This is a genomic window from Kitasatospora sp. NPDC097643 (assembly GCF_040302625.1).
In the GTDB taxonomy this organism is placed as follows: domain Bacteria; phylum Actinomycetota; class Actinomycetes; order Streptomycetales; family Streptomycetaceae; genus Kitasatospora.
Genome location: NZ_JBEOSA010000001.1, coordinates 358,041 through 373,085 on the forward strand (window position 1 = coordinate 358,041; position 15,045 = coordinate 373,085).

Genomic DNA, 15,045 nt, shown 5'->3' on the forward strand with positions numbered 1-15,045 from the left:
GTCTGCGAACCGTCCTGCGAAGGGTAACCGGGGGGTCGGACAGCGCCCCGCGAAGACCATGGTTGAAATTTGAACGAAGCGGGTCTACAGTGGAGCCAACAAGTTGAAGCCTAAACAAATGGCTTCGAACCCGAGGAGGAGCCATGGGCCTTTTCAACCGCACCAAGACCGCCACCACCGCCCCCGTCGCCGTCGAGACCCCGGTCGGCCCGGAGCTCGGCCACCTCACCGGTGACTGGACGATCGACACCACGCACAGTGAGATTTCCTTCGCGGTGCGTCACGCCATGATCACCAACGTCAAGGGCCGCTTCACCGACTACGACGGCAAGCTGCACCTGGACGGCACCACCCCGGGCAACTCCTCCGCCGACCTGGTGATCAAGGTCGCCAGCATCGACACCAACCAGGCCCAGCGCGACGAGCACCTGCGCACCGGCGACTTCTTCGCCGCCGAGACCTACCCGGAGATCCGCTTCCGCAGCACCTCCGCCGAGCGGCTGCGCGACGACTCGTACCGGATGACCGGTGAGCTGACCATCAAGGACACCACCCGCACGGTCGCCCTGGACCTCGACTACACCGGCAGCGCCACCGACGCCTACGGTGCCGAGCGGGTCGGTTTCGAGGGCACCGCCGTCGTCGACCGCACCGAGTTCGGCCTCACCTACAACGCCGCCCTGGAGACCGGCGGCGTGCTGATCGGCGAGAAGGTCAAGCTCAGCTTCGACATCTCCGCCGTCAAGGCGGCCTGACCCGGCCACCACAGCCACCACCCCCTGCGGATCCGGCTGTTCGCGCAACCCCCTCCGCGCACCCGGATCCGCCCATGCACCGCCCCTGCCGGCCCCCGACGGCAGGGGCGGTGTCGTGTCCGGAGGTCACCCGGGCAGCAGCGCCGTGTCCGCCGCAGGCAGCCAGCTGCCCGCCGGGCGCCGCAACCAGCCCTCCCCCGCACCGAGTTCGGCGGCGGCGGCGATCAGCGCGGCCAGCCCCGGGTGCCGCTCGCCCGGCCGGTGCACCAGACTGACCAGGCTCAGCGGCACCGGCTCGACCAGCGGCACGTTCACCGCACCCGGGATGCTCGGCCCGCCGACCGTGGTCAGCATCGGGTCCCCGTGCCGGGCGAGGTAGCGGGCGGTCTCGTCCACGCCCACCGGCGGGACGTAGGGGGCGGCCGGGCTCAGGCCGTGCTCGCGCAGCAGGCGGGTGCCGAGGTCGGCCCACTCGGTGGTGGCCGGATTGCCCGCGCAGACGTCGACCGGGTGCCCGGCCAGGTCGGCGAGGCGCAGCACCGCGCGGCCGGCCAGCGGGTGGGTGTCCGCCATCATCACCGAGACCCGCTCCAACCGGATCGGACGCTGGGCGAGTTGGCCGCGCACCGGGGCGGCCAGCCCGGCGAAGCGCCCGAACGAGACGTCCAGCCGGTGGGCCAGCAGCTCGACGGCGGCCGCCGCGAGGCCGCCGTGGAAGCGGGCCAGCAGCTCGCCCTCCGGCCAGGCGGCGCGGGCGCGTTCGAGCACCCGGTCGGCGGTGAGGTCCGGGCCGGTGACGTCGCTGTTGAGGTCGAGCAGCAGCGGCCGGGCGGCCGCGCCGGCGAGGATCTCGTCGTGCAGGGCGAGGAGTTGGCGCGCCCGGGGCAGCAGGCGGTGCCCGGCCGGGGTGAGTTCGACGCTGCGGGTGGTGCGGGTGAACAGCGCGTCGCCGAGCAGCCCCTCCAGCGCCCGGACGTCCCGGCTGAGCGCCTGCTGGGCGACGTGCAGCCGGCCGGCGGCCCGGCCGAAGTGCAGCGTCTCGGCGGTCGCGACGAAGCCGCGGAGCAGGCGGGGGTGCAGGTCACGGGGCATGGCGGCAGATTAACAACGGTTTGCTGTGAGTGCGGCGGAACAGGTGTTGGACCGCCACCGGGCACCACCGCGAGGCTGGGGGCATCCCCCCTCGCCTCCCCAGGAGACCGATGCCCCCGCGCGCCCCCTTCGCCCGTTACCGGCGGCTGTTCGCCGCCCCCGGCGCCACCGCCTTCACCCTCGCCGGGCTGCTCGCCCGGGTCACGCTGTCGATGACCGGCGTCTCGCTGGTGCTGCTGCTCGCCGAGCGGCGCGGCTCGTACGCACTGGCCGGCACCGTCTCGGCGGCCGGGCTGTTCACCGGCGCGATCGGGATGCCGCTGCTCGGACGGCTGGTCGACCGGTACGGGCAGGCGCGGGTGACCGTCCCGGCCGCGCTCTACAACGTCCTCCCGTTCACCGCCCTGCTGCTCTGCGTCCGGCTCGGCGCACCGGACTGGACGCTGTACGCCTGCTGGGCGGCCTGCGCGGCCGCGCCCAACCTCGGCGGCATGGCCCGGGCCCGCTGGGCGCACCTGTACCGGGACGACCCGGCCGCCCGGCACCTGGCCAACTCCCTCGAACAGGCCCTGGACGAGCTCTGCTTCATGACCGGGCCGGTCCTCGCGACGCTGCTCTGCACGGCGGTCGCGCCGGAGGCAGGGCTGCTCACCGCCGGGACGCTCGGCACCACCGGCGCCCTGCTGTTCGCCGCCCAGCGGCGCACCGAACCGCCACTGTCCGCCCGCCCGGCGGACGGACGCCACGGCTCACCGCTGCGGGTGCCCGGGCTGCGCGTCCTGCTGCTCACCTTCCTCGCCACCGGCGCGGTCTTCGGCTCGATGGAGATCACCACCGTGGCGTACGCCGACGCGCTCGGCCACCGGCCGGCCGCCGGCGTCCTGCTCGGGCTGGTCGCGGCCGGATCCTGCGTGGCGGGGCTGCTGTTCGGGCTGCTGACGCCGCGCCGGGCGGCCGGCCCGCGCTTCCTCGCCGGGGTGGCGGCGATGGCCGGGGTGCTGCTGCTGCCGCTCGCCGCCGGGCTGGGCGGGGCCGGGCTCGGCCTGCTCGGGGCGGCGCTGTTCGCGGCCGGCACCGCCACCGCGCCGACCATGGTGACCGGGATGACGCTGATCCAGGCGCTGTTGCCGCAGCGCCAGCTCAACGAGGGGATGGCGGTGGCGGTGTCCGGCATCGTGGTCGGCATCTCGGCGGGCGCGGCGGTGGCCGGCACGGTCGCCGAGCGCACCACCCCCGGCACCGGCTACCTGCTGCCGGCCGGCGCGGCGGCGCTCGCCCTGCTCATCGCGACGGCGGGGCGGCGGCACCTGGCGGGCCCGTCGCGCCACCCGGCACCGGGCCCGGCGGAAAATTCCGAACGGACTGTCAGTACCACCGGCTAGCGTTCGGACATGGCAGGAATCACCTATGTCCGAGGCGATGCCACCACGCCCCAGGCCAAGGGCGTGAAGGTGATCGCGCACGTCTGCAACGACCTCGGCGGCTGGGGCAAGGGCTTCGTCCTCGCGCTGTCCAGACGCTGGCCCGAACCCGAGGCCGCGTACCGGCGCTGGCACCGGGAGCGGGCGAAGAACGACTTCGGGCTGGGCTCGGTGCAGCTGGTGCAGGTCGAGCAGTACGTCTGGGTGGCCAATCTGGTCGGCCAGCGCGGCATCCGGACGGGCCGCTCCACCGGCGCGCCGGTGCGGTACGAGGCCATCGACACCGCGCTGGCCGCGCTGGGCGACCGGGCCGTCGAGCTGGGCGCCTCCGTCCACATGCCGCGGATCGGCTGCGGACTGGCGGGCGGGCGCTGGGAGCGGGTCGAGCCGCTGGTGGCGGCACGGCTCGCGGACCGGGGGGTGCCGGTGACGGTCTACGACTACGACTGAGCGGCCGGACCGGGGTCCACGGCCTCCATGCCCTCCACGGCCTCCGCGGGCCAGCTGTACACGTACTCGGGCAGCACGAACCCGCCCGGGAACACGCCCTCCTGGGCGCGCGTGCGGCGGCCGCCCTCCCGCTCGTAGAAGGCGATCGCGCGGGTGTTGTCGCGCAGCACCTCCAGGTACAGCTCGGCGCCGGGGTGCCGCTCGGCGACGTGGGCGCGGGCCGCGGCGAACAGGGCGTGGCCGATGCCGCCGCCGGTCCGGCCGGGGCGGACGTGCAGGTTGTCGAGCAGCACCCGGCCGTCCTCCTGCGGGACGAGGTAGACGAACCCGACGGTCTCACCGGCCTGTTCGGCGATCAGCAGCTCGGGGGTGTGGGCCGGCCCGCCGTAGTCGACGGTCAGCCGCAGCTCCCAGATCTCGCGCCGCTGGGCGGCCAGCCCGTCGCCGAGCGCCTCCTCGGGGACGATGCCGCGGTAGGCGGTGCGCCAGCTGTGGGCGTGCAGGTCGGCGACGGCCGTGGCGTCCTGTGCTCCACCGCGACGGATGGTGGTCTCCACTGGGCTGATCATGTGACCAGCCTCCCACAGAACGCAGTTGAACATGTTCAGGCAGAACCTCTACAGTACCGGCATGGTTTTGAACGCGTTCGAAACACGGGGGGCAGTGCGTGCGGCACCGGATGCGGAGGGGGCATCCGGTGCCGCACCCACCGACACCGGCTGGAACCTCGCCTCCGGTTAGGCTCGTGCTCGTGGACGACCTGGCAGCGACGAACGGAACCGACGGCACGAGCGGTGCGGGGGCCGAGGCACCGGCCGCACCCGCGGCGGATGGCCCCGCCCTGCCCGGCGGCCGGGCGCAGCCGAAGACCGACAAGAGCGAACAGACCCGGGCACTGATCCTGGAGACGGCCATGCGCCTGTTCCAGGAACGCGGTTACGAGAAGACCACGATGCGCGCGATCGCCACCGAGGCGGGCGTCTCGGTGGGCAACGCCTACTACTACTTCTCGGCAAAGGAATTCCTGATCCAAGGGTTCTACGACCGGATGACCTACGACCACGCGGCGGACGCCAGGAACCGCATGGCGCACACCCGCGACTTCGCCGAGCGCCTGGAGATCGCGCTGACCTCCTGGCTCGACACCGCCGCGCCGTACCACGAGTTCGCCGCGCAGTTCTTCCGCACGGCCGCCGATCCGAGCAGTTCGCTCAGCCCGTTCTCCAACGAGTCCCACCCGGCCCGGGCGACGGCGGTCGAGCTGTTCCGCGACGTGCTGCAAGGCTCCGAGCTGGCGCCCAAGCTGGACGCCGAGCTGGTCGAGCTGCTGCCCGACGTGCTGTGGCTGCACCTGATGGTCGTGGTCCTGTACTGGGTCTTCGACCGGACCGAGGACACCGAGCGGACCCGGGAGTTCGTCCGCCGGTCCACCCCCATGGCGGCCCGGGTGATCAACCTCTCCCGCTACCGGGTGTTCCGCCCGATCGTCCGCGACGCCAAGGGCCTCATCCAGGACTTCATCCTGCCCACCATCGGGAAGACCGCCGTCAAGTAGCAAGGGACGGAACACCGGAGGCCGGCCCGCAGCGGGTGCGGGCCGGCCTCCGGTGGTCGCGGACGATCAGAAGATGTCCCGGTTCCAGGCCAGCAGCGGGGTGCGCAGCAGCAGGTCGGCGGCGGCCGCCGCGCCCGGGCGCAGCTCGGTGACCAGGCCGGCCGCGGCCAGCCGGGGCACCGTCTCGCCGCCCAGGTAGAGCGAGCCCAGCTCGGAGGCGCCCAGGGCGAGATCGGCGTCGTCGGTGGTGGGCGTGCAGCGGCCGGTGCCGTCGGCGGTGACCTCGATCGCCCAGCGGCCGGCGGCGAAGCCGTACCGGTCCTCGACCTCCAGCACCACGCGGCCGGGTGCGCCGTACGTCCGCGCGTTGAACGCGGCCTCGACGTCCAGCACCCGCAGCCAGGTGTAGTCGGCGTTGTCCGGGTGCGGGGTGGCGGCGCGCGGGTCGGCCAGCAGCAGCGGCAGCGGGTCGTCCGGGCCGATGTTCTCGACGGCGAGCTTGCGCACCCAGTCGACCGAGATCACGAACCGCCACAACTCGGCGGCGCTCGCCCGGTCCAGGGCCAGGAAGTCGACCACGGTGAGGGTGCAGTTGGGGTAGCTGCCGTCCCAGGCGTCGTCGACCCGGTAGACGACGAGGCCGGTGGCCACCCCGTCGGCGTCGCGGTGGACCGCTGCGAACGGCTCCTTGAACTCGAAGCCCGGCACCCGGACCTCGCCGGTGAACCGCTGCCACCACAGCTCGTTGCGGGCGATCGCACCGGGCTGGGTGCGGCGCCAGCGGTCGTGGACCTCCGGGCCGATCTTGCGCAGCTCCGCCATGGTGAGGAAGTCGATCCGCCCGCCGGGCACGGTGGGCAGGCCCTCGCGCAGGCCGTCGGTGCGGTTCAGGTCGATGTTCCAGCCGTGGCCGCGGGTGGCCGGGCCGAAGCCGTACCGGCCGTAGATGTTGTACTCGGCGGCGATCAGGATGGCGACCGCGGAGCCGCGCGCGCGGGCGGCGGTGAGGTCCCGCCGCATCATCGCGCTGAGCAGGCCGCGACGGCGGTGGGTGGCGCTGACCGTGACGTTGGTGACCGCGTCGGCCTGGACCAGGGCCCCGCCGGGGACCGTCAACTCGACGTCGAAGCTGCGGAAGGTGGCGACGTACCGGCCCTCGTCGATGCCCGCGAGCAGCCGCCCGGGCTGCCACTGGAGGCGGCGGAACTCGGCCGCGCTCTCGACGTGCGAACGCAGGAATCCGACGGCCAACGCCTTGTCCCACGCGGGCAGCTCGTCCTCGGCGATCGCGCGGATCTGGATCCCGTTGACCGTCTCGACGGCCGCGTCATCGGTTGTCGTACCCATGGGCCCACCGTACGACCGCATCCGGATGACGGCATCTCATTTATCCCGTACCCGAACCGACATGCCCACCCGACGCCGACGGCGCTGGCGCACCCGGTATCCGGCCTGCCATCCTCGTGCCGTTTGTGACGGATCAAGGTCGAGGGCCGTGGGGGGAACCATGGGAGTGGCGGAGCTGCTGGCGGACAAGGACGCCCGGGCGCAGCGGAACGGGGAGCGGTGGCGGCGGTGGTGCACAGGTGCGCTGGGAGTGCTCTCGGTGGCCGGCTGGATCTGGGCACTCTGCCTGACCTTCCTGTCCTCCTGCACGCAACGGCACTACCAGACCGACTGCCGGATCGAGCACACCGAGGACGTGGTCCGGATCGGCCTGGTGACGGCCCTGCTCACCGCCGCCTGGCTGTGGAACGCCGCCGCCCTCCGGATGGAACGGCTCTACGGCCGCGACGAGTAGCGACAGGCCCTACGGCCGGGCGTAGAAGTCGGGGGTGCCCATGATCCAGAGGCTGGCCTGTTTGACCGGCATGCCGACGCGTGGGGCCTCGATCATCTGGTCGTCGCCGACGTAGAGGCCGACGTGGTGGATGTCGGCGGCGCGGCCGGTGTCCGTCCAGAAGACGAGGTCGCCGGGGCGCAGTTCGCGGTAGGTGACCGGGGTGCTCTGGGCGTACTGGTCGGCGGCGAAGTGGTTGAGCTGTCGGCCGCCCTCGCGCCAGGCCATCATGGTCAGCCCGGAGCAGTCGTAGCCGTCCGGGCCCTCGCCGCCCCAGATGTAGGGCAGGCCGATCCTGGCCCGGGCGAAGGCGACGGCGGCCGCCGCGCCCTCGGCGGACCAGGGGCGGACGGGCGCCGGGGACACCGCGGCAGCGGCGGCGGCTTCGACCGCGGCCTGCTCCGCCGCGGCCTGCTCGGCGGCGGCGCGGGCGGCGGCCTCGGCCTCGCGGGCGGCGATCGCCTCAAGGGCCTCGCGACGCTGCCGTTCCAGCTCGACGGTGGTGTGCCGGGCGGCGGCCAGTTCGGCGAGGAGCTGTTCGCGGCGGTGGCCGACGGCGGCGACCTGGGTCTGCTGGGCCGCGAGCCGGGCCTCGGCCCGGGCCCGGGCGGCGCCGACCTCGGCGGCGGCCCGTTCGGCGGCCTCGGTGGCGGTGCGGGCGGCGGTGGAGGCGCGGGCCGCGGTGGCGGCCGTGGCGGTGGCGGCGTCCAGGATCTGCCGGGTGCGGTCGCTGGCGACGCCGACCACGGCGGCACGGTCACCGGCCTCGCGCGGGCCGCGGGCGGCGAGCAGGGCGTTGAGCGCGGACAGTTCGGCGCCGGCACCCTGCCGGTACGTTTCAGCGGCGAGTTGGGCCGCTTCCTCGGCGGCGGCGACCCGCTCGGTCTCGGCGACGGCGGCGCGCCCGGCGGCGGCGCCCTGTTCGGTGCGGGCCCGGGCCAGGGCGAGCTGGGCTCCGTTGTAGGCCTCGACGGCCTGTTCGGCACCGCGCCCGGCCCGGTCGAGTTCGGCCCGGACGGCGGTGAGTCCGGCCTCGATGCCGGCGACGGAGACGGCCCGGCGGTCGGCTTCGGCGCGGGCCCGGTCGATCTCCTCGGTGCCCGGGTACGGACCCTCGCCCCGGGCGGGGCCGGCCGCCGGTTCCGGGTCCGCCGGGGCGGCCTGGGCGGCGGGCGCGGCGGGGAGCAGTCCGAGCAGGGCGGCGAGGGAGAACAGCAGGGTCGGCAGGAGCCTGCGCGCCACGGGACATCCCTTCTCACGGGGGCGGATCACGGGAGGTGGATCACGGGGGGGGCGAGTCACCAACGGGGAGGACGGCGAGGAAACCCGGCGAATAGCCCCAGACAATGACATATCGGTCACTCGTCGCACATGTTCTCAAGCCCGGCGCATTTCACACCTCGAACGCGCCCCGCCGGTCGAGTGACGATCGGATGATCCGATCGAGTGTCAGTTCCGGCCAGGCGCACAGGGTATGCGAACTACCGGCGGATCCGGCGGGTGTGCGTCCGCAGGTGGGGGTGTCGCTCGGGCCGGGGCTCCAGCCCGGTCGGCTGGACGGCGTACACACGGGTGCGCCCGGCCCGGACCGTCCGGCGGCGCTGCTGTGCCCGGCCAGAGCGGCCCGGGGTGCTCCCCGACGCTCCCTCGGCCGGGGCCGGCGCCGCCACGCCGCGCGTGTGGGTCGTGCCGCCGACCGCCCCGGCGGCGGCCGAACGGCGGTCGGCCAGCCGCGCCGAGCGCCTGGCCAGCGCCCGTGCGGCGTGCGCGTCGAGGTGGGCGGTGGCCCGGGCGGCCATCCGCTCGGCCACCCGGTGGGCGGCCGGGTGGTTCGCGGAGACCTTGTCGGGGGCGCCCGCGATCAGGTCGAAGAGCCAGGTGCGGGCCCGGTCGGCGCGCTGGTGCAGCAGGCGCTCGCGCCGGAGCGCACGCGCCCGCCGGCGGGGGCGTGTGGCGTACCGCCAGCGGGCCCACGGGCTGCCGGTGCGGGCCAGCCGGACGGCGCCGATCCAGGACAGGCCGGGGACCATGATGCCGAGCAGCCCGGTCCACACCTTGCCCTTGAGCAGGGTGATCACCGAGGCCAGCGCGTTCACCGAGATCACCGCGAGCAGCCCCCACCGGGTCTCCTGGGCCGGCTCCACGCCCAGCGGCACGTACCCGACCAGCAGCAGGGCGGTGAACAGGATCCCGAAGATCACCGCGTCCACCGACTTGCGGCCCTGCTCGCCCCAGTAGACGTCGTCCAGGTGCAGGATCAGCGCGAACTCGTCCAGCACCAGGCCGCAGCCGATGCCGAAGAGCAGCCCGAACCAGTCGATCCACGGGTGCCCGCCGTAGGTGGCGAACACCCCGATGCCGCCGGCCAGCAGGAAGCCCAGGCCGAAGACCATGTGGTGGATGTGCAGCCCGCCGGGGGTGACGTTGCCCGGCCACCAGCGCACCTGGGCGCGGATCATCCGCACGCTGAACCGGATGAAGACGAACGAGGTGATGAAGCCGACCAGCAGCAGGAACAGCGGCTGTTTGTGCGCGGCGACGATGTGCTCGCGGTAGCCGTCCAGCAGTGTGGTCATGCGTCTTACCTTCGTTCCTCGTCCTGCGTCCTGCCTGCCGCGACATGGACCGGAGCCCAACAGGCCTCCAACACCGGTCCAACGCGCGGTCAGAACCCCCGGGTGCGCTTGGACGCCCGGCGCGGGACGGCCGGGTACAGGGAAGGACGCTCGACGCCGACCGGCAGCTTCATGAACAGCCGGGCGATCTCCCCACCGAGGTTCACCCCGATCGCCAGCGCCATCGCGATCGCCGCGGCCCGGGAGACCGACACCAGGCCGGCGCTGGAGTGCCCCTGGGCGAAGGACAGCATTCCGAGGTAGAGCGCCGAACCGGGCATCAGCGGGCCGATCGCGGCGGTCACGTACGGCAGCGCGGAGTCGTTGCGGTACCGGGCCGCCAGCTGGCCGAACAGGCCGACCAGTCCGGCCGCCACCCCGGTCGCCACGATCGGCGACAGGCCCGCGTTGTACGCCAGCACGCCGTAGCTGGCCCAGCCGATGCCGCTGTTCAGGGTGACCAGGGCGAGCGAACGGCGGTCGGTCTGCAACAGCATCGCGAAGGCCAGGGTGAGCACCATCGCGGCGGTCATCTGGACCGGCGGGTAGCTGATGCCGACCAGGGACTCGTCCGGGCGGAGCTTCGCGTCGAAGCCGACCCCCAGGTAGAGGATCAGCATCACGCCGATCACGATGCCCGCGACCAGGTAGATCACTTCCAGCAGCCGGGCGGCGGCGGTGATGTAGAAGCCGGTCAGGCCGTCCTGGACGGCCGCGACCAGCGCCCGCCCGGGCAGCAGGGCGAACAGCCCACCGGTGATCACCACCGAGCCGCGCAGGCCCCAGTCGTTGAACGACAGGATGATCCCGGAGGCGGCGGCCGGCATCGCGGCCGCCACGAACTGGTAGAACTCCGGCAGCCGGCGCCGGGCCAGCGAGGAGGCCAGCCGGTCGCCGAGCACGGCGGCGACGAAGGCACTGGCGAAGACCAGCCAGGCCTTGTCGTCGATCCGCCCGCCGACCAGGAAGGTCGCCGCGCCGGCCAGCAGACCGGTGGTCAGCGCCAGCACCCAGGCCGGGTACGGGTGCCGGTTGCGGCGGATCACGGCGAGCCGGCGGTACGCGTCGTTGACCGACACCTGCTCCGCGGTGATGTCCGCGACCAGCTCGTACACCGCGTTCAGCCGGGTGTAGTCGGAGGTGCGGCGGCGCACCACCCGGTCGGCGGTGATCGGCGGCTCGACCAGCGAGGGCTGGTGCGAGATGCCGATCAGGGTGAAGGTGACCTGCGGTTCGCAGCGGTCCAGCCGGTAGGCGTGCGCGATGCCGAGCATCGCGGCCTCGACGTCCTCGGCGGCCTCGCCGCTGGCCAGCAGCAGCTCGCCGATGCGCAGCGTCAGGTCGAGGATGCGCGGGACGTTGCGGGTCGCGCCCGCGGAGGGGTGCAGCTCGCGGGCGGTGCGCTCGAAGGCCGGGCGCTCGGACATCGGGGTGCGCAGCAGGGTGCGCATCCGGTCCGGCCAGGGCACCTCGCCGGGGGCGCCGGGGGTCAGCTCGGGGATCGGGATGCCGGTGGGCGGGGTGTAGCCGGCGGCCCGCCACTCCTCGGGGGTGAGGGTGTCCTCGGCGACGGACCGGCGGCGGACGGGCGGCTCGCCCCCGGCGCGCCGCCCGACCGTGAGCTCGGGGTGCGGGCCCGTGACGCGCTCGGGCTCCGGCTCGGGCTCCGGCTCCGACGCGGGTTCGGGTTCGGGCCCGGGCTCGGGTGCCAGCAGTCCCTTGGTCTCCGGGACGGGCAGGGCGAACGGGATGACGGTGGTGGGCTCGACGACCGGGGCGGGGTGGCCGAGCAGGCCCTCGGTGGGCGGCGCCTCGGCGGGCGGCACCGGCCGCACCGGCGGTGTCTGCCGCGCCTGACGGACCGCCCGGCCTCCCCTCGCCCGCTTGCCTCCGCCCGGTCGGCCCCGCTTAGGCACTGCCGCTCCTCGCCACCCCTGGTGGCCGCCGGCCACCGCTCGATCTCGGGTTACACCTTGCCTGATCGAACAGCCGGACGCACATGTCCGGGGCGTCCCGTGGACAGAGCGGCGGGCGCCACCGCGGCCAGGGCGCGTCCCGCGGCGGGCGCTAACCGGCGCGACGGGCCGGTTCCGCGTGCTGGTGGGCCGGTTCCGCCTGGGGGCGGGCGGCGCCGGCGCGGCGGGCCCGCAGCAGTTCGACCGCCACCGGGACCACCGAGAGCAGCACGATGCCGACCAGGATGGCCTCGATGTTGTCCCGGACGAAGGGGATCCGCCCCAGGAAGTAGCCGAGCACGGTGACCCCGCCGCCCCACAGCACGCCGCCGACCACGTTGAAGACCACGAAGGCGCGGTAGTTCATCCGACTCACCCCGGCGACGATCGGGGTGAAGGTGCGGACGATCGGCACGAAGCGGGCCGGCACGATCGCCTTGGGACCGTACCGCTCGAAGAAGGCGGCGGCCTTCTCGACGTTCTCCTGCTTGAAGACCCGGGAGTCGGGGCGGCGGAACAGGCTCGGGCCGACCTTGCGACCGAACAGGTAGCCGACCTGGTCGCCCGCCACCGCGGCCGCCACGATCAGCGCGCAGACCAGCCAGAGCGGCTGGTGCAGGTAGGTGCCGCCGGCCACCAGCAGGCCGGTGGTGAACAGCAGCGAGTCGCCGGGCAGGAAGAAGCCGATCAGCAGGCCGGACTCGGCGAAGACGACGGCCAGGATGCCGAGCAGCCCGAAGGTGGAGATCAAGGTGGTCGGATCGAGCCAGGACGGGCCGAGGGCGAGGCTGGTCACGGGCGGACACTCCTGGAGGTCGAGTCTTGGCAATGAAACAGTAAAGCATTCACCAAGACTCGGTCAGGATGGCAATGGTTCCCGGCCGGGAACGCACACGTGCCCCGGTCCACGAAGGGGCCGGGGCACGCGTCCGAGCTGCCGGGGGTTCAGCCGGGCTGCCGAGGGGTTCAGAGGTCGTAGCGCTCGATGACCCCGACGTGGCGGGCGAGGTCCGCGCCCGCCGCCTTGGCCAGGTCGAACCAGGCCAGCGGGTGCGACCAGCCGGCGGTGAGCCGCTCCAGCAGCGCGTCCGCCTCGGCGGCGGAGGCGGTCGGCGGCACCCCGAGGGCGGCGTAGATGCCGGGCAGCATGGCGTCCTCGTCCTCCGGGTCGGTGACGGAGTAGTTGTCCCCGCTGAACGCCCAGAGCGCGTAGCCCTCTTCGCGCAGCCCGTCCCGCAGGGCGGCCCACGCCTCGTCGCCGGGCCAGGCGCCGTCGACCCAATGGGTGGTGTACCCGGCCGGGTCGAGCAGGGTCAGCACTCCGAACACCGGGCGCCAGCGCTCGCGCTCCTCCTCGGGGGCGTCGGCGGCGGGCGGCTCCACCAGCAGCGCCGGGGCGAAGACCACCACGTCGCCGTGGTTGAGCGTCAGCTCGTCGCCGAGGACGGGCAGGATCCGGGCGGTGGCCGGGCCGGTCCGGACGGCGGGCAGGTCGGCCGTCGTGCCGTTGGCCCGGGTGGCCCGGACCAGGACGAGCTGCCACTCCTCGTCCACCGGGCCCTCGGGCTCGTCGAACTCGATGTCCAGCAGCGCGCCGGTGGCGCGGACCACGGCCCAGTCCCGGTTGGCGGTGGCCGCGGTGATCAGCCGCCAGAGGTCCGGCTCCTGGACGGTGCGGTGTCGCAGCTCCTCCGGGGTGCCCTCGGCGGGCAGGGCGTGCTCCAGGATCTCCTGGTACAGCCGCTGCGCCGTCACGTGGTCGCCCAGCTCGGTGGCGGCCGTGGCGGCGAGGCGGCGGGTGTTGATCACGGCCTGGTCCAGGGCCAGGATCGCCTCGCACTGCTCCAGCGCCTCGGCCCAGCGGCCCCCGGCGGCGGCCCAGCGGGCGCGTATCCAGTGCCCGTCGGACGGGCTGGTGGCCGCCAGCCGGTCGGCGAGGCGACGGATGCCCTCCGCGTCCCCCGCGTCGATCAGGGCCGCACCGAGCATGTCGGTCAGCTCCGCGCTGCCCCGGTCCTCCTCCAGTCGCTTCCAGAGCAGGTCGGCGGCGGCCCGGGCGTGGCCGAGGCCGCCGAGCACGGCGGCCAGCTGGACCGTCAGCCCGGTGGCGCCGGCCTGCTCACCCCGGTACCGGTCCAGGGCGACGGAGAGCAGGTCGGCGCCGGTCTCGTAGGGCACGCCCCCGGCCTCGGCCAGGTGTGCCGTCAGTTCGCCCGGTGGGACGGGCAGCTCGGGCACCGGCAGCGCCTCGGCGGCCGCCCGCAGCGCGGCGACCTCCTCGGCGACGCCGTCGGTGCGACGCAACTGGCCGAGTTTACGCTCACCCGTCGAGGCGAGCGTCAGTGCCACCGTCCGGGCGCCGCGGGCGAGCGCCAGCCGACCCGCCGCCAGCAGCAGGTCCACGCACGGGCGGTGGGAGCCGGTGCCGTCCAGGTAGCCGACCCAGCCGGCCAGCACGGCGCCCAGCTCGGCGTCGTTCTCCCAGGCGCCGGCCGCGACCAGCAGCTCGACGGTGTGCGTCCAGCCCGGCCGCAGGTCGGCGTGGCGCTCGGCCTCGGCCCGGTCGGGCAGCAGGGCGCGGGCCTCCGCGGGGCGGCCGAGCGAGGCGAGCGCCCGGGCCCGCAGCAGGGCACCCCCGACGCGGTCGCTCTCGTCGAGCTCGTGGCCCTTGGCGCGCTCGGCCTGCTCGGCGGAGTCGAGCAGCGCGAGCACCTCCTCGTGCCGGCCCAGCTGGTGCAGGGTGGCGGCCCGCACGTGGTGGAAGTGCAGCGAGACCCGCTCGCCGACCTGTTGCATCCGGGCGGCGGCGGTGTCCAGGTGGGCGAGCGCATCGGCCGGGCGGCCGTCGTCGGTCAGGGCGTCGGAGTACTCGCGGGAGAGGCAGTCGAAGCAGGCCCGGGACGGCTCGATCCGCTCCAGCGTCTCGCCCACCACGGCGAGCCGCTCGGGGACGTACCCGGGGCCGTCGACCCTGGCGTGGCAGATCGCGAAGTCCTGCACCACGCAGACCGACTGCGGGCAGCCCGCGGTCTCCTCCCGGTGCGCGAACTCCAGCAGGTCGACCGCCTCGGGCAGTGCCAGCTCGCCCTGCTGGCGCTTGTTCAGCAGGTTCTGCATCCGCCAGTGCCGCAGGTAGACCTCGACCCAGGGCAGGCCGAGGGCCCGGGAGGCGGCCAGCGCCTCCGGGAAGACCGCGTCCAGCTGCTCGTTGCGCCCCTCCTTGGCGTGGTCGGGGAGCTCGTAGATGGCGTCGGCCAGCCGCGACTGGCCGGCCTCGGCCAGCTGGCGGTGGGTGTCCAGCACCCAGGCCCAGATGTCCGTCGTCATGCCTGCTCCCCCTCTGTCGTGCTGATGGCTGTTGT

The 15,045-nt window shown here is 74.1% G+C and carries 13 protein-coding genes; 5 read left to right on the top strand and 8 right to left on the bottom strand.

What is annotated here, in order from left to right:
- The first annotated feature begins 143 nt into the window (after positions 1-143).
- Positions 144-755 carry a YceI family protein gene (locus ABTY15_RS01705; protein WP_350574421.1) on the top strand — a complete coding sequence of 204 codons (612 nt, stop codon included), beginning with the start codon at positions 144-146 and terminating at the stop codon, positions 753-755.
- A 126-nt stretch (positions 756-881) separates the two neighbouring features.
- Here ABTY15_RS01705 and ABTY15_RS01710 read toward each other — a convergent pair whose 3' ends face one another.
- Positions 882-1,847: a LysR family transcriptional regulator gene (locus ABTY15_RS01710; RefSeq protein WP_350574423.1), complete on the bottom strand. Its 966-nt coding sequence runs from the start codon at positions 1,845-1,847 to the stop codon at positions 882-884.
- Positions 1,848-1,957: 110 nt separating this feature from the next.
- Between ABTY15_RS01710 and ABTY15_RS01715 the strand changes: the two genes are divergently transcribed.
- Both ABTY15_RS01715 and ABTY15_RS01720 read left to right on the top strand, forming a co-directional pair.
- Entirely contained in the window at positions 1,958-3,229 is a 1,272-nt protein-coding gene (locus ABTY15_RS01715; RefSeq protein WP_350574425.1) for an MFS transporter, read from the top strand.
- A 9-nt stretch (positions 3,230-3,238) separates the two neighbouring features.
- Entirely contained in the window at positions 3,239-3,718 is a 480-nt protein-coding gene (locus ABTY15_RS01720) for a macro domain-containing protein (protein WP_350574427.1), read from the top strand.
- On the opposite strand, the gene ABTY15_RS01725 is transcribed toward ABTY15_RS01720, so the two are convergent.
- Complete coding sequence (locus ABTY15_RS01725; RefSeq protein ID WP_350574429.1) at positions 3,709-4,287, bottom strand: GNAT family N-acetyltransferase; 579 nt, start codon at positions 4,285-4,287, stop codon at positions 3,709-3,711. The two genes, ABTY15_RS01720 and ABTY15_RS01725, sit on opposite strands and share 10 nt — an antisense overlap.
- 182 nt (positions 4,288-4,469) lie before the next feature.
- Here ABTY15_RS01725 and ABTY15_RS01730 point away from each other — a divergent pair, with 182 nt between their 5' ends.
- On the top strand, positions 4,470-5,273 hold the full coding sequence (locus ABTY15_RS01730; protein WP_350574431.1) for a TetR/AcrR family transcriptional regulator: 804 nt from the start codon (positions 4,470-4,472) through the stop codon (positions 5,271-5,273).
- A 66-nt stretch (positions 5,274-5,339) separates the two neighbouring features.
- Here the strand turns inward: ABTY15_RS01730 and ABTY15_RS01735 are convergent, their stop codons facing one another.
- On the bottom strand, positions 5,340-6,620 hold the full coding sequence (locus ABTY15_RS01735; RefSeq protein ID WP_350574432.1) for a GNAT family N-acetyltransferase: 1,281 nt from the start codon (positions 6,618-6,620) through the stop codon (positions 5,340-5,342).
- A 160-nt stretch (positions 6,621-6,780) separates the two neighbouring features.
- Here ABTY15_RS01735 and ABTY15_RS01740 point away from each other — a divergent pair, with 160 nt between their 5' ends.
- A complete protein-coding gene (locus tag ABTY15_RS01740) occupies positions 6,781-7,074 on the top strand; it encodes a hypothetical protein (RefSeq protein WP_350574434.1) in 294 nt (97 codons plus the stop codon).
- A 9-nt stretch (positions 7,075-7,083) separates the two neighbouring features.
- Here ABTY15_RS01740 and ABTY15_RS01745 read toward each other — a convergent pair whose 3' ends face one another.
- The 5 genes from ABTY15_RS01745 to ABTY15_RS01765 all read right to left on the bottom strand — a co-directional run bounded on the left by ABTY15_RS01745 (position 7,084) and on the right by ABTY15_RS01765 (position 15,010).
- The gene (locus ABTY15_RS01745) at positions 7,084-8,355 is read right to left on the bottom strand and encodes a C40 family peptidase (RefSeq protein ID WP_350574436.1); all 1,272 of its coding nucleotides are present in this window, start codon (positions 8,353-8,355) and stop codon (positions 7,084-7,086) included.
- Positions 8,356-8,594: 239 nt separating this feature from the next.
- Positions 8,595-9,689, bottom strand: a complete 1,095-nt coding sequence (locus ABTY15_RS01750) for a hypothetical protein (RefSeq protein ID WP_350574440.1) — start codon at positions 9,687-9,689, stop codon at positions 8,595-8,597.
- A gap of 89 nt (positions 9,690-9,778) precedes the next feature.
- Positions 9,779-11,563, bottom strand: a complete 1,785-nt coding sequence (locus ABTY15_RS01755; protein WP_350574443.1) for a threonine/serine exporter family protein — start codon at positions 11,561-11,563, stop codon at positions 9,779-9,781.
- A 232-nt stretch (positions 11,564-11,795) separates the two neighbouring features.
- On the bottom strand, positions 11,796-12,479 hold the full coding sequence (locus ABTY15_RS01760; protein ID WP_350574445.1) for a DedA family protein: 684 nt from the start codon (positions 12,477-12,479) through the stop codon (positions 11,796-11,798).
- A 170-nt stretch (positions 12,480-12,649) separates the two neighbouring features.
- Complete coding sequence (locus ABTY15_RS01765; protein ID WP_350574446.1) at positions 12,650-15,010, bottom strand: hypothetical protein; 2,361 nt, start codon at positions 15,008-15,010, stop codon at positions 12,650-12,652.
- Positions 15,011-15,045 lie beyond the last annotated feature (35 nt).

What these genes read in the sequence shown, in the direction of transcription:
- ABTY15_RS01705 (WP_350574421.1), top strand. Translation starts at nt 144, where the DNA reads ATGGGCCTTTTCAACCGCACCAAGACCGCCACCACCGCCCCCGTCGCC.
- ABTY15_RS01710 (WP_350574423.1), bottom strand. Translation starts at nt 1,847, where the DNA reads ATGCCCCGTGACCTGCACCCCCGCCTGCTCCGCGGCTTCGTCGCGACC.
- ABTY15_RS01715 (WP_350574425.1), top strand. Translation starts at nt 1,958, where the DNA reads ATGCCCCCGCGCGCCCCCTTCGCCCGTTACCGGCGGCTGTTCGCCGCC.
- ABTY15_RS01720 (WP_350574427.1), top strand. Translation starts at nt 3,239, where the DNA reads ATGGCAGGAATCACCTATGTCCGAGGCGATGCCACCACGCCCCAGGCC.
- ABTY15_RS01725 (WP_350574429.1), bottom strand. Translation starts at nt 4,287, where the DNA reads ATGATCAGCCCAGTGGAGACCACCATCCGTCGCGGTGGAGCACAGGAC.
- ABTY15_RS01735 (WP_350574432.1), bottom strand. Translation starts at nt 6,620, where the DNA reads ATGGGTACGACAACCGATGACGCGGCCGTCGAGACGGTCAACGGGATC.
- ABTY15_RS01740 (WP_350574434.1), top strand. Translation starts at nt 6,781, where the DNA reads ATGGGAGTGGCGGAGCTGCTGGCGGACAAGGACGCCCGGGCGCAGCGG.
- ABTY15_RS01750 (WP_350574440.1), bottom strand. Translation starts at nt 9,689, where the DNA reads ATGACCACACTGCTGGACGGCTACCGCGAGCACATCGTCGCCGCGCAC.
- ABTY15_RS01765 (WP_350574446.1), bottom strand. Translation starts at nt 15,010, where the DNA reads ATGACGACGGACATCTGGGCCTGGGTGCTGGACACCCACCGCCAGCTG.